Here is a 12,369-nt window from a genome sequence, read left to right on the forward strand (position 1 = left end):
GGAAGTTGTCGAGGACTATCTGATCGGGATGGACTTGGAGTACTACAGTCCGTCCATGGTTCAGGGTGACGAGGCGGCAGTGGCCAGGGAGACCGAGGCGGAGGCGGCGGCCAATGTGCGGGCTGTGCTCCAGTTGTGCGCGGCGGGAAAGTTGCGGGCCAGCGAGAAGACACAGCGGCCGGCGGCGGCGACGGTCGCGGTGGTGGCATCGCCGATGGCTGGGGGTGACTTCTATGACGCAGAGCCGATCGCGGCGTTCGCCTGGCCTCTGCTCCTGCAGGCCGGCGGATTGGCCGAACTGGCGGGTGGCCGGTTGCAGTTGACCGCGCGCGGCCGTACGGCGCTGTCCAAGCCCGCTGCGGCGACGATCAAGGATCTGTGGCGGCGCTGGATCAGCGGCGGTGTGATCGACGAGTTCAGCCGGGTGGAGGAGATCAAGGGCCAGCGGATCAAGAACGTGCTGACGGCGGCCAAGCCGCGCCGCCAGAAGGTCGCGGCGGCGCTCGCGCTGTGCGAGCCGGGGGAGTGGGTCGAGGTCGACGACCTGTTCGCGGTGATGCGCCGCAACGGGCTGGATCCGTTGATCGCGCGCACCGAGCGCGGGTTGTGGCGCCTGTATCTGGTGGATCCGGAGTACGGAAGCTTGGGATACGCGGGATTCGCGGACTGGCCGATTTTGGAGGGCCGATACACCCTGGCGGTGCTGTTCGAGTATGCCGCCACGCTCGGACTGGTTGACGTGAGGTACGAAGAGCCAGAGGGAGCCAGAAGCGACTACCACCGGAACTGGGGCGCCGACGACCTGAAGCGGCTGAGCCGCTACGACGGGCTGCGGGCGGTCCGGTTGAACGCCCTCGGGGCCTACGTCCTGGGGATGAGTCCGGCCTACGAGCCGGCTCCGGTTGCGGTCGAGCAGGTGCTGAAGGTGCTGCCCAACTTCGACGTCGTGGTCACCGGCGGGTTGGCGGCAGTGGATCGGCTGACTCTGGACGGCTATGCCGCGCGCACCTCCGACCGGGTGTGGACGCTGTCGCGCAAGGCGGTGAAGTCGCTGGGGTACGTGTTTTGACGTGCTCCTCGCCCTGAAGAGGCGGGGATTCCTCTACTGCTTGCGCAGCAGTCCATGCCGCGTAAGCAGCACGAGCTGTGGAACAGGATGCTTGACGCTTCACTGACCCGCCTACCGGCAAGTCTCCCCGTCCCGCCGGCAGGCCGGCGCGACGGGTGTGCGTCATCGAGGCGCATTCTCCGATCTGATCCTCTGCGCCACCAACCACAGCCATATATAGCCGCCGAGGCATACCAGTTGAAGCGGGATCAGAGCCAGCACCAGCCAGCGAGGAAAGTCGAAAAGAGCAATGCCGGCCATGGCAATAAGAAACACCGCCAGCAAGCAGGTGGCCTTGGCGATCAGTTGGCCTGCTCTGATTCCACCCCCTGTGACGCTGCCATCGTGCATGCAGCAGCTTAGTGTTCAGCGCCAGTAAACCGAACGCCCCGACCGCGCAGGCCATGCCGAACGCTACCCAGTGAACTACGCCTATCCATGCGTTCCAGGTCATCCGCCGAAACCTTTCTGATCAACTCTCAACCCCCGGCTCTCGCAGGGCCGGGCTTAATCGGGCTACCGCCAGCAGATCCAGGGCGAGCACGGCCTCACCGACGACGACCTGTGTGAGTGGCATACGGTCGCGCTGGCAGTACCAAGAAGAACGGCTGAGCCGACCTTTGCCTCATGGCCCGTCGTCGGTGCCGCGGCGTACGACGACGGATCCCCTGCCGGGCTTGGTGATGATCAGCTGACGTTCGCGAAGGATCGCGAACGCTTTGCGGATGGTGTCACGGCCGACGGCGAAGTATCACGCTTGTCAGGAACCCCCGATATCCGGAGCCAGATGGAAGGAGATCGCGTGATGGAGCTGTACGGCGGATATCTCAGCGACGTGTCGTTCAGCAGGAGCTGCGGTGGCAATCAGCGCAAGGAGGAGGGCGAGAGCTGTGTTCTGATCGTCTCGATTCCTGGCATGGAGGCACGTGCGAATGCTTGATCACGGTCTACGAGTTCTGCATGGCGGGCGGGCTCGGCCACATCCGCCGGACGGAGAGGTCGTCGGAGGGCATCCGTCTCAGTGAGAGCCCCTGACTTCGGGCCGCTGAAGCGAAGCGGCTGTGGGAAAGACTTCTTGAGGGGCGCGCACAGTAGCGCTGGCAGCTCTATGCAAGCCCGACCCCGGTCTTGCTCGTCTCGACTAAACCGCACCCGCTCCGTAAGCGTGGCAGGTGTGAGTATCGACGATCAGGGGCGCTCTTGACCCACGCCGGGACAACGGCCGCTGGGAAGCGCTGTGACGGCCACGGGGCGTGAGTGTCCCGTGGCCGTCACCGGTCTACTTCAGGCCGTACGCGCGGTCGACGGTCTGGGTGACCGTGCCGCCCGCCTTGTCCTCAGCGTTCACCCGCAGTGAGACGAAGCCGCTGGTGGCGGCCAGGGCCGGGTGCAGGACGCGCACCCTGAAGCGGCCGTCGCCGAGCTTGCGCACCTTCTCGGCCGGGCGCCAGGTGGTGCCGTCGTCGACGGAGTACTCCACCCGGGCCGAGCGTGCTTCTGAAGCCGAACGCGCTGCTGGGCGGGCGGTCAGCTCGAAGGTGAAAGGCCGCCCGGCGGAGGCATGGTTGAGCAGGTCCACCGGCAGGTCGTACCTGAGCACCAAAGCGGGCTGGAACGCGCAGGCGGGACCGAAGGAGCAGGAGGAGCCGCGCGGCTTGCCGGACGGCTCTCCCGTCGAGGTGAACCGCCAGCCGGAGGTCACCTTGGGGGACAGGGGCCGGTAGGTGGTATCCACCGTGTCCAGCCGGTAGGGGGCGGAGCCTGCGGGCACGGTGAACGAGCGGGGGCCCCAGCCCTGCACCGGGATCTCGGTGCCGCCCGCCACGAGACGGGGAGCGGCGGAGACCGTGCTCAGGTTGCTGTAGTGGCGCGGGTCCGAGTCCAGCCACTGTTCGGCGGGTACGAACCGGTCTCCATCCCGGCACAGCGCGCACGGCACCGGCACCCCCGACGGCGCGGCGGCCGCGCCGGGCACCAGCGGGGCCTTGAACCAGTCCTCGTCCGTACGGGCCGTCCGCGCGAACGTGTCCTGCGACCGGAGCTCCAGGCTCTGGTTGCCGACCGCGCGTGACCAGCGCACGTCGTCGCGGGCCGGGCCGTAGTACTCGGTACGTTCGAACGGCATCGTCACCCATTGGCCGAACGACAGCTCGGCGGCACCGGCGGACGTCGTCACCAGCAGGTGTCCCTGGGCGTTCGGCTGGTCGGCGTGGTAGCGGGTCTCGACGCGGGCCAGGCGGTCCCGGTCCAGCTTCTCCGGCTTGCGGGGGATCTTCCCCTTCGAGTCGTACCGCAGCCGGTAGAAGGAGGGCTCCCCGGAGTACGGCGTGAGCCGCAGCGAGGTCGTCCCACGCTGAACGACGGATCGCAGCGAGCGACCCTGCGCCGCGTCCAGTCCGAACCGCAGGAACCTGGTGTCGGCGAAGCCCGGCAGCCGCGTCCCGGCCCCGTCGGCGTCGTAGAAGCCGATGAAACCGGCGGCGCCGCCCTGTTTGGCCAGCGCGGAAGCCTCGTCCATCCGCGGGGTCGCGTCGCTGTACGGCGCCGGGCCGGCGCCCAGCGGCACCCCAACCAGAACCAGTTTGCCGGTGAGGTCCAGGCCCTCGAAGTCCGCCGGCCTGCCCTGCCCGGCATAGACCAGGGGATAGTCGGTGGGTTTGGTGATGAGCGAGCGGATCGTGTCGACCTCATAGGACGGGTCGAGGGTGAGCCGCCCTGCCGTGGCGCCGGCCAGCACGCCTGGCTCCATCTGCCACATGTGCGACAGGCTCATCGTGCCCGCCTTGACCGACGACACCGGCGTGGCGTACAGGTCCACGTGCCTGCCGTTCTCCGTGCTCGCCGTGATCGCGATGGGGGAGGGGCGGTCGGTGAAGGTCCGGACGTACTGGACCTTGCCCTCGGCGTCCATGGGGGCGCGCGAGGTCGGCTTGAGCGGCACGGTGTCGCGGGCGTCCAGGTCGAGGGTCTGGTCGTCCTTCAGGGTCACGTCGCGGATGACCAGGGAGGTGCGGGTCCTCATGTAGGTCTCGTTCGCGACGGCGATCACCTCGTAGTCGCCGTCCGGCAGGTACTGCTCGCCGTTCCCGGTCAGGTCGAGGCGGCCGTAGTAGTACGCGTACGGATGGAAAGGGTCATCCGGGCTGTTGCTCCGCCGCAGCGGGACGATGTAGACCAGCGGCCCGAGCCGCCCGCCCTGGCCGGGACGGGAGGAGAACTCCTTGGCGCCGTACGAGTTCGTCAGGGAGATCTTCAGCAGGTGCGTGTCCGGGCCGGTGTAGTAGCTGAAGGGCGTGGCCAGGCGGGCGTCGCCCGCGGTCGCGGTGACCCAGCCGCCGTAGGCGCCCTCGGGGCCGAGGGCCGGGTTCACGGTGAGGTCGACCGTGGCGGTGCCGTTCGCGGGGACGGTGACGGTCTGCGCGCCCAGGCGGATCGCGCCCGCCGGGGTGGGGCCGCCGCTCCAGGCGCGGGTGTCGGCCTTCAACGCGAGTGTGACGGGCTCAGAGCCGGTGTTGCGGTACGTGACCTTCTTGGTGACGCTGCCCTTGCCCCATTCGAGGCGGAGGAAGTCGACGACCGGGTCGGCGAAGACACTCTGGGTGACGGCGCGCCCGAGGTCCAGCCGCCCGCCGCCTTCCTCGAACCAGTTGTGCTCCGCGTTGCGCGCCGAGGTGGAGACGAGGGCGGCGCTCAGCTCGTCGGCGTCCCAGTCGGGATGCTGCTGGGCCAGCACCGCCGCGGCGCCCGCGACGTGCGGCGTGGCCATCGAGGTGCCGCTGAAGGAGGTGTAGCGGTCGTTGCCCGGAATGGACGGCTGGCCGGAGGAGCCGGACCGGGCGGCGACGATGTTGACGCCGGGGGCCACGATGTTCGGCTTGACCGCGGCGTCGTCGAGGCGGGGCCCGATGCTGGAGAAGGGGGCCAGGGTCGTACCGGTGACCTTGTCCACCGCGCCGACCGCGAGCGCCTTGTCTGCGGCGGCGGGGACGCTCACCGTCTGAGGCTCGCCCTCGTTGCCCGCGGCGGCGACGAACAGCGTGCCGTATTTCTTCGTCAGCTCGTTGACCGCCTGGCTCGTCGGGTCGGTGCCATCTCCGCAGCACACGCCGAGGCTCATGTTCACCACGTCGGCACCCTGGGCCGAGGCCCATTCCATGCCCGCGATCAGCCAGGACAGCTCGCCGTAGCCGTCGTCGTCGAGCACCTTGCCGACGAGCAGCGACGCGGCGGGCGCGACTCCCCGGTACTTGCCGTCGGAGGCCGCGCCGGAGCCGGCGATGGTGGAGGCGACGTGGGTGCCGTGGCCGACCACGTCGGTGGTGTCCGGGGTGGTGGAGAAGTTCTCGGTGGCGACGATGCGGCCGGCGAAATCAGGGTGCCCGGCGTCGATGCCGGTGTCGAGGACCGCCACCTTGGTGCCGGCGCCGTCGAAGCCCTGCTGCCACGCGGTGGGGGCGCCGATGAGCGGGACGCTCTGGTCGAGGGACGCCTTGACGCGGCGGTCGAGCCAGATCTTGGAGATGCCGCTCTTGGAGATGCCGTTCTTGAGCGCGGCATCCGGCTGGAGCGCCGACCACAGCTTGCCGGATTCGGCGGTCCGCATCGTCACGGCGGCGCCGTGGATGATGTCGAGCGTGCGGGTGCGCTCGGTGCCGGGCAGGGCTTCGGCGGCCTTCGCGACGGAGTTGCCGCTGTAGGTGATGATCAGCGGGATCGTCTTGGCGCGGTTCTCCCGTACGAGCGTCTCGACGTCGAACAGTTCCTCGTCGAGGGTGCCCGCGGCCACCAGGTCGGCGGCGTCGGACGGCATGACCAGAGTGCCGCCGTCGCGGTGGGGCAGCGTGGCGAACGTCACCGTCGAGCCGTCCGGCCGGGGCGCGGCCCGGGTGGCTAATTTCGGCGGCTCGCCGTTCTCGCCCGGCGTGAAGTCGACGACGTCGCCGGTGATCAGGGTGACGGTGCTGGGCTTCTCGTCCGCCCTCGTGGGGGCGGTGTCGGTCGTGGTGGGCGGGGTCGCCGAGCTGGGTGTGGCGGTGGTGCACAGCACCAGTGCCATACCGGTGAACACCGTGGCGATGCGGTTGTGGAACAAAAGAGAGGTCCTTTTGGTCTCTTGGGAGCGCTCCCAAACGGCGCGCCTTGCTTGGTGATCTTTATATCGTGCGCCGCTTCCGCCGAGCTTCCGGGCCGCCGAGCTTCCGGGCCTCCGAGCTTCCGGGCCTCCGAGCTTCCGGGCCCCCGAGCTTCCGGGCCCCCTTCACGAAGCTGCCGCCCCGCCGGTCGAGGCGGGGCGGCGGTCCGTTCCGCCCGCAGGAAGGCGGAAGGGGAAGGGTTTGGTTTGCTCAGGCGACCGAGATCCTGTCCAGGTTGGGGCCGCCGCCGGCTGTGGTCGAGGTCGCCCGGATCACGTTGGCCCCCGCGTTGAGCGGGACGGTCACCGTGGCGGTGCTCCAGGTCGTCCACGCGCTGGTGGCGGGGAAGGCCAGCTCATCGGAGGTCAGGACGCCGTTGACCGTGATGTCCATCGGCCGGTTGGACGTGGTGCCGTTCGCGAAGCGCAGGACCACTGTGGCGTTGCCCGCCTGGGCGGCCGTCACCGCGAACTCGACGTAGCTGCCGACCAGGTTGTCATAGTTCACGAACCCGGTGCCGGTGAACCCCGCGTGGTTGGACTCGACCACGCCCTGGGAGATCGTCGCGTTCTCCGCCTGGTACTCCGTGGGCGCGGGTCCGGCCACCTCAGTGTCGAGGTAGTCGAGGTTCGGGCCGCCGCCGGCCGTGGTGGAGGTGGCGCGTACGGCGTTCGCGCCCGCGTTGAACGGGGCCGTCACCGTCACGGACTGCCAGGTGGTCCAGGCCCCGGTCGGCGGGAACGGGAACTCGTCGGCGACCAGCACGCCGTTGACCGTGATGTCCATCGGCCGGTTGGTCGTGGTGCCGTTGGCGTAGCGGAAGGTCAGCGTGGTGTTGCCCGCCTGCGTCGCCGGCGCGCTCCACTCCACGTAGCTGCCGACCAGGTTGTCGCCGTTGACGAAGCCGGTGCCGCTGAAGCCGGCGTGGTTGGACTCCACGACGCCCTGGGAGATCGTGGCGTCCTCCGCCTCCAGGAACTCGGTGCCGGGGTTGCCCGGCGTACAGCTGTCGGAAGAGTCGGTGGCGCTGACACGCAGGGCCGCGCCGGCGGTGTTCTGGCTGTTCTGGACGCAGTAGCCGGTGATCGTCTGGAAGACCATGTCGTTCGGGCTGTTGCTGCCGCGCTCGGCCGTGAACCGGTCGAACGACACCGTGCTGCCCGTGTTCGCGATCACCGCGGGCCGGCAGTCGTTGGAGGTGAACTGGACCGAGCTGTCGACGAACTTGATGTCGTGCGCGTTGTGGATGTACCACCCGTACGCCGGCCGGGTGCCGATGCTGTTCGGGTTGTAGTTCGTCGCGTCGTTGCTCGGCACGCCGGTGCCCATGCAGCCGTTGCCGCCGGGGACGGTCAGGTCGACGTTGCTGAACGTGACGTTGCGGATCCGGTTACTGGTGTTCGACTCGCCCCACAGAGTGGCGGTGAAGTTGTTGCCGCTCTGGCCGGAGGAGGTGACGTTCTCGTAGGTGATGTTCTCGATGCGGCCGACGCCGGGGCTGCCGCCGCATCGTCTGCGGGTGCCGATCTTCTCGGTGATCGCCGCCCGTACGTTGGTCATCGTGATGTCCTTGTAGTGGACGTCGGAGATGACCGTGCCGTCCATCGACACCATGCCGAGACCCGACTTGTTCGAGCCGTTGATGGAGATGCGCTCGAAGTGGTAGCCGGTGAAGTTGCCGCAGGTCTCCGAGCCGAACATCAGCGCGTTGCAGCACACCGCCGAGAGCTGGGCGTCGGTGACGGTGACGTTCCCGTTGGTGTAGGTCTGGCCGAGTGCCCAGTCGCTCTTGAAGACGAGGGCGTCGTCGTTGGCCGCGATGTTCGGGCGGCGGATCGTGACGTTCTGCGCGCTGATGACGTTCCAGCCGTCACGGTCGCTGGCGGTGTCGATCCGCAGGTCGTCCGAGGTGATGTTGTTGCAGGCGTTGGTGAGCATCGCGAAGTGGCCGCCGCGCCGCAGGCGGATGCCGCTGACCGTCAGCCCGTCGCACCGGGTGAGCGAGATGATCTTGTCCGCCTCGCCGGAACTGGGGTTGCCGGTGATGAGGTTGCCGCCGCCGTCGATGGTGCCCGTCCCGACGAACCCGATGTTGGTGAGGCGGTCGCCATAGATCATCGCGTTGTGGAAGTGGCTGTGCCCGTAGTCCTGGTAGTCGTCGTTCGGGTTCGACTCCGGCGCGTCGTAGTCGTCGTTGGACGCGCCCATGATGGTGGAGCCGGCGTCGAGCTGGAGGGTGACGTTGCTCTTCATGTGAATGGTGTTGGCGGACTTGTAGGTGCCCGACGGAAACTGCACGGTTCCGCCGCCGGCGCTGTTGGCCGCCGTGATGGCCGAATTGATGGCGGAGGTGTCGTTCGTGGAGCCGTTGCCGGCGGCTCCGTAGTCCTTGACGTTGAACACCGCCAGCGCCCCCGCGGACTGGGCGGGGATGACGATCGAGAACATCGCCAGAACGACGGCGGCAACCCATGCGGCTGCTCTTGGTAAGGCGGATTCGCTCATGGGGGTGTGTGCTCCTGCCTGACAGTCGGTTGCAGACCTGACGCTCAAGCTAGGCTCAAAGGTCGGATGTGACAAGGGATAAGATTTGGAAACATCCAGATCGAGCGCTTTTCGGACAGAAAACATCGGGTCTATGAGCGCCGAAATCACTGCAACCGGTTTTGGTGTTCTGGCGTTTGCCTCCCCCTACTACTCTGAGGCCCATGATTCGCCGCGCCACCGTTGACGATGTCCCCGCGATGCTCCAGCTCGTGCACGAGCTGGCCACGTACGAGAAGGCCGCGCACGAGGTGCGGGCGACCGAGGCGCAGCTGCGTGATGTGCTCTTCGGCGCTGAGCCCGCCGTGTTCGCCCATGTCGTCGAGCATGACGGTGAGGTGGCCGGCTTCGCGATGTGGTTCCTCAACTTCTCGACCTGGCGGGGGACGCACGGGATCTATCTGGAGGATCTGTACGTCCGTCCCGGGATGCGCGGGTCCGGCTATGGCAAGGCACTGCTGGCCGAGCTGGCCCGAATCTGCGCCGAACGCGGCTACCACCGGCTCGAATGGTCGGTGCTCGACTGGAACGAACCGGCCATCGGGTTCTACCGCAAGCTCGGCGCCGAACCGCTCGACGAGTGGACGATGTTCAGGCTGACCGACGAACCGCTCAAGCGCCTGGCCGCACACGCGGACGAACCGCGCTAGATCTTTCGGGCGTTGGCCTTCTCACGTGGGTTGGCCTTCTCACGTGCGCTGGCCTTCTCGCGTGCGTTGGCCTTCTCACGTGCGCCGGCTTATCGGCCGCTGGCTTTCTCGCGACATCGGACCGCAGGCCGCTCCGTGAGAGTCGGCCTGCGGTCGTTTCGCTCCCTACGATTAGCGCGCGCCGCTACGTGCCCGCGTGCGTCCGGGGGCGCACGCCGCCGGACGCACGGTCGAACACCTCCGTCTTCGCCTCCTCGTCGACCTCCATGTGCGTCTCCTCGATGCGGAGCGCGACGCCGAGGCCGATGAACGTGGGCGCCCACTGGCCGACGAAGATCCCCCAGCGATCTGCCCGGGCGAGGCTGGCCTTCTCCAGGTTCCTCGACATCACCCAGGACGCGACGGACACACCGATCGACGCGAGACCGGCCGTGTACATATGACTGGACCTGATGCCCATCTTATGGAGCATTTTGATCATGATCCCCCCTTTGCTCTGATCCTGTTACCCGAGGTCAGGCGAGGTAATCGCGATCCTTAGGCGTCGGACGGGCTTCGCTCAGGTCTCGGTGAGACCAAGTCGCCGCGATCTGTCGGTGGCGGCTGCGATAGTGGGGATGTGCTTCACTCCTCTCTCCTCCTGCCTTGCCACGTCCGCGAGCTACCCGGCGACGCCATCGAGCTGATGCCCATCGTGCTGCCCATGACCTTGACCAGCTCTCAGCGCCGCCAACTTGCCGCAATTCTGCTCGACGGACTCGACGAGCCCGACGCGTGTCCCGCCGTCCTCCCCACCCGCCGCGGCCACTTCGTCCACGTGGCCACGTGACCTGCGTCTCGGATTCTTGTGCGGCGCCGCCGTTACGGCATCGCTTTTACGGCGCTGCTCGCCGAGGCCACGTGATCTCCGTTTTTGGCGCCTTTGACTTTCCTGTACGGCACCGCCGGGCTGGCGCCATCCGCCGTACGGGGTCGGCGGCCTCCAGGGAGACGGCCTCTGACCCGCACGGGGCCCGGCGCCGTTACGGCGCATCGCCGGCCGTGGCCTCCTCGAAAACCCCGCTGTGACGGAGCGGAGAGCGGCCGTCGGACGCTGACCGCACCCGTCAGCCCGAGGGCGAATCCGCCGCCAGGTCTGCATCGGTCGGAAAAGGTGCGCTCGGCTCAAGCCGGAGGCTGGATCCACCGCCAGGGCGGCATCGGCGGAAAAGCGCGCCGGGCTCAGCCTGAGGCCGGATCCGCCGCCAGAGCCGCACGGCGTAGGAATGCGCGTTCGGCCGCGTTGCCGCTGCGGGCGATTGCCGCCTCATATGCCTGTACCGCCTCCGCCCCACGGTCCAGGCGGCGGAGCAGGTCAGCGCGGATCGCGTGATAGAGGTAGAACCCGTCGAGGTCGAGGCCGTCGACCAGGTCGAGTGCCGCCGACGGCCCGTTGACCTCGGCCACCGCCACCGCCCGGTTCAACGCGACCACCGGACTCGGGGCTACGACGGCGAGTTGGTCGTACAACTGGAGGATCTGCCCCCAATCGGTGGTCGCGGCCGACGCCGCGTCACTGTGCACCGCGTTGATCGCGGCCTGGATCTGGTAGGGCCCGGGCCGGCTGCGTCGCAGGCAGGCTCGGACGATGGCCTGGCCTTCCGCGATCAGGGAGTGTTCCCAGCGGGCCCGGTCCTGGTCGGCCAGGAGCACCAGGTCGCCGTCCGGGGTGGTCCGGGTGGCCCGCCGCGACTCGATCAGCAGCATCAACGCGAGCAAGCCGAGGACCTCGGGCTCGTCGGGCATCAGCGCGGCCAGCAGGCGGCCCAGCCGGATCGCCTCGGCGGCGAGGTCCTCGCGGGTCAGCCGCTCGCCGGAGCTCGCGGTGTATCCCTCGTTGAAGATCAGATACACCACGGCCAGCACGGGTGTGGTCGGGTCCGGGGTCATCGGATCGGGCGGACCTCTATGGGCAGGGTGGTGACCTGGGCCATTTGGCCGGCCCAGGCGAGGGCCGCGTCCAGGTCCGGAGCCTCGATCACGGTGAAGCCGCCGACGTGTTCCTTGCCCTCGGTGAAAGGGCCGTCGGTCATCAGTACGTCGCCGTCCTGAGCGCGGAGCACGGTGGCCGTGGTCGGTGGGTACAGGCCCACGCTGAAGACCCACGCACCGGCGGCCCGCAGCTCCTGGTTCAGCGCCTCGAGGCCATCCATGATCTTGTCGAGGATCGCCGGGGCCGGTGGTGGCCCGTCCGGCTGGTACACACTGAGCAGGTACTGGGTCATCGGGCCTCCCTCTGGTAGGTGGCGATCACTACACCGGTGGTGGTCACCACGCTGTCCGTCAGCCGCACTGGGCGGGCGGCGCCGTCGTCGGCGAACAGCCGGCTGCCGGTGCCCAGCACCAGCGGATGGGTCAGCAGGACGTACTCGTCGATCAGATCACGGCGAGCAAGCTGCCGGACCAGGTCGAGGCTGCCGATGACGCCCAGGGTCGGGCCGGGCTGCGCCCGCAGCCCGGCCACGGCCTCCACCGCGTCACCGTCCAGCAGGGTCGAGTTGACCCACGGTAGCGGCTGGGACGGCGTCCGCGACGCCACGTACTTGTGGGTCCGGTCGAGCACCTCGGTGAACGGGTTGCCATCGTTCTGTTTGGGCCAGTAGCCGTACAAGTCCTCGTACGTGCGGCGGCCCAGCAGCAGACTGCCCTCCTCGGCCATCCGCCGGCTCATGACCTCGCCCATGACGTGGTCACTGTAGGGCCGGGCCCAGCCGCCGTGGCTGAAGCCGCCGCGCGTGTCCTCGTCCGCCCGGCCCGGCGCCTGCGCCACCCCGTCGAGCGTCACGCTGCTGGTCACGACAATCTTCATGGCGAGCTCCTGCCCGGATTCGGCGCCGGCCTCGCGCTGGCGTCTCACCCTTCACACGAACAGGGATGGCCCATATCGACAGGCGAG

At 68.4% G+C, this 12,369-nt stretch carries 11 protein-coding genes; 4 read left to right on the forward strand and 7 right to left on the reverse strand.

What is annotated here, in order from left to right; genetic code table 11:
* Window positions 1-55: 55 nt before the first annotated feature.
* Window positions 56-1,069, forward strand: coding sequence for a hypothetical protein (locus AB0H88_RS06710; protein WP_357642095.1), 1,014 nt, complete (start codon window positions 56-58; stop codon window positions 1,067-1,069).
* A 162-nt stretch (window positions 1,070-1,231) separates the two neighbouring features.
* On the opposite strand, the gene AB0H88_RS06715 is transcribed toward AB0H88_RS06710, so the two are convergent.
* On the reverse strand, window positions 1,232-1,459 hold the full coding sequence (locus AB0H88_RS06715) for a hypothetical protein (protein ID WP_357642097.1): 228 nt from the start codon (window positions 1,457-1,459) through the stop codon (window positions 1,232-1,234).
* Window positions 1,460-1,910: 451 nt separating this feature from the next.
* On the opposite strand from AB0H88_RS06715, the gene AB0H88_RS06720 reads away from it, so the two are divergent.
* Complete coding sequence (locus AB0H88_RS06720) at window positions 1,911-2,048, forward strand: hypothetical protein (protein ID WP_357642100.1); 138 nt, start codon at window positions 1,911-1,913, stop codon at window positions 2,046-2,048.
* 339 nt (window positions 2,049-2,387) lie between these two features.
* On the opposite strand, the gene AB0H88_RS06725 is transcribed toward AB0H88_RS06720, so the two are convergent.
* Both AB0H88_RS06725 and AB0H88_RS06730 read right to left on the reverse strand, forming a co-directional pair.
* Complete coding sequence (locus AB0H88_RS06725; RefSeq protein WP_357642102.1) at window positions 2,388-6,200, reverse strand: S8 family serine peptidase; 3,813 nt, start codon at window positions 6,198-6,200, stop codon at window positions 2,388-2,390.
* 250 nt (window positions 6,201-6,450) lie between these two features.
* Window positions 6,451-8,688 carry a glycosyl hydrolase family 28 protein gene (locus AB0H88_RS06730; RefSeq protein ID WP_357642105.1) on the reverse strand — a complete coding sequence of 746 codons (2,238 nt, stop codon included), beginning with the start codon at window positions 8,686-8,688 and terminating at the stop codon, window positions 6,451-6,453.
* A gap of 260 nt (window positions 8,689-8,948) precedes the next feature.
* Here AB0H88_RS06730 and AB0H88_RS06735 point away from each other — a divergent pair, with 260 nt between their 5' ends.
* Window positions 8,949-9,434: a GNAT family N-acetyltransferase gene (locus AB0H88_RS06735; RefSeq protein WP_357642107.1), complete on the forward strand. Its 486-nt coding sequence runs from the start codon at window positions 8,949-8,951 to the stop codon at window positions 9,432-9,434.
* A 184-nt stretch (window positions 9,435-9,618) separates the two neighbouring features.
* Here the strand turns inward: AB0H88_RS06735 and AB0H88_RS06740 are convergent, their stop codons facing one another.
* Complete coding sequence (locus AB0H88_RS06740) at window positions 9,619-9,906, reverse strand: hypothetical protein (RefSeq protein WP_357642109.1); 288 nt, start codon at window positions 9,904-9,906, stop codon at window positions 9,619-9,621.
* Between the two features lie 147 nt (window positions 9,907-10,053).
* On the opposite strand from AB0H88_RS06740, the gene AB0H88_RS06745 reads away from it, so the two are divergent.
* Complete coding sequence (locus AB0H88_RS06745) at window positions 10,054-10,263, forward strand: hypothetical protein (RefSeq protein ID WP_357642111.1); 210 nt, start codon at window positions 10,054-10,056, stop codon at window positions 10,261-10,263.
* Between the two features lie 392 nt (window positions 10,264-10,655).
* Here the strand turns inward: AB0H88_RS06745 and AB0H88_RS06750 are convergent, their stop codons facing one another.
* From AB0H88_RS06750 to AB0H88_RS06760, 3 genes are read right to left on the reverse strand one after another with little or no spacing between them, the layout of a single operon-like run.
* Window positions 10,656-11,363 (reverse strand): DUF6596 domain-containing protein, encoded by a 708-nt coding sequence (locus AB0H88_RS06750; protein WP_357642113.1) that lies wholly within the window; start codon window positions 11,361-11,363, stop codon window positions 10,656-10,658.
* Window positions 11,360-11,698 carry a YciI family protein gene (locus AB0H88_RS06755; protein ID WP_357642115.1) on the reverse strand — a complete coding sequence of 113 codons (339 nt, stop codon included), beginning with the start codon at window positions 11,696-11,698 and terminating at the stop codon, window positions 11,360-11,362. Before AB0H88_RS06755 ends, AB0H88_RS06750 begins: the two co-directional genes overlap by 4 nt.
* Window positions 11,695-12,282, reverse strand: coding sequence for a dihydrofolate reductase family protein (locus AB0H88_RS06760; RefSeq protein ID WP_357642118.1), 588 nt, complete (start codon window positions 12,280-12,282; stop codon window positions 11,695-11,697). The genes AB0H88_RS06755 and AB0H88_RS06760 overlap by 4 nt, the downstream gene beginning before the upstream one ends.
* Between the last annotated feature and the right edge of the window lie 87 nt (window positions 12,283-12,369).

It is taken from the genome of Nonomuraea sp. NPDC050680 (genome assembly GCF_040654555.1).
Taxonomy (GTDB): domain Bacteria; phylum Actinomycetota; class Actinomycetes; order Streptosporangiales; family Streptosporangiaceae; genus Nonomuraea.

What these genes read in the sequence shown, in the direction of transcription:
- AB0H88_RS06735 (WP_357642107.1), top strand. Translation starts at nt 8,949, where the DNA reads ATGATTCGCCGCGCCACCGTTGACGATGTCCCCGCGATGCTCCAGCTC.
- AB0H88_RS06715 (WP_357642097.1), bottom strand. Translation starts at nt 1,459, where the DNA reads ATGCACGATGGCAGCGTCACAGGGGGTGGAATCAGAGCAGGCCAACTG.
- AB0H88_RS06730 (WP_357642105.1), bottom strand. Translation starts at nt 8,688, where the DNA reads ATGTTCTCGATCGTCATCCCCGCCCAGTCCGCGGGGGCGCTGGCGGTG.
- AB0H88_RS06750 (WP_357642113.1), bottom strand. Translation starts at nt 11,363, where the DNA reads ATGACCCCGGACCCGACCACACCCGTGCTGGCCGTGGTGTATCTGATC.
- AB0H88_RS06710 (WP_357642095.1), top strand. Translation starts at nt 56, where the DNA reads ATGGTTCAGGGTGACGAGGCGGCAGTGGCCAGGGAGACCGAGGCGGAG.
- AB0H88_RS06740 (WP_357642109.1), bottom strand. Translation starts at nt 9,906, where the DNA reads ATGCTCCATAAGATGGGCATCAGGTCCAGTCATATGTACACGGCCGGT.
- AB0H88_RS06760 (WP_357642118.1), bottom strand. Translation starts at nt 12,282, where the DNA reads ATGAAGATTGTCGTGACCAGCAGCGTGACGCTCGACGGGGTGGCGCAG.
- AB0H88_RS06755 (WP_357642115.1), bottom strand. Translation starts at nt 11,698, where the DNA reads ATGACCCAGTACCTGCTCAGTGTGTACCAGCCGGACGGGCCACCACCG.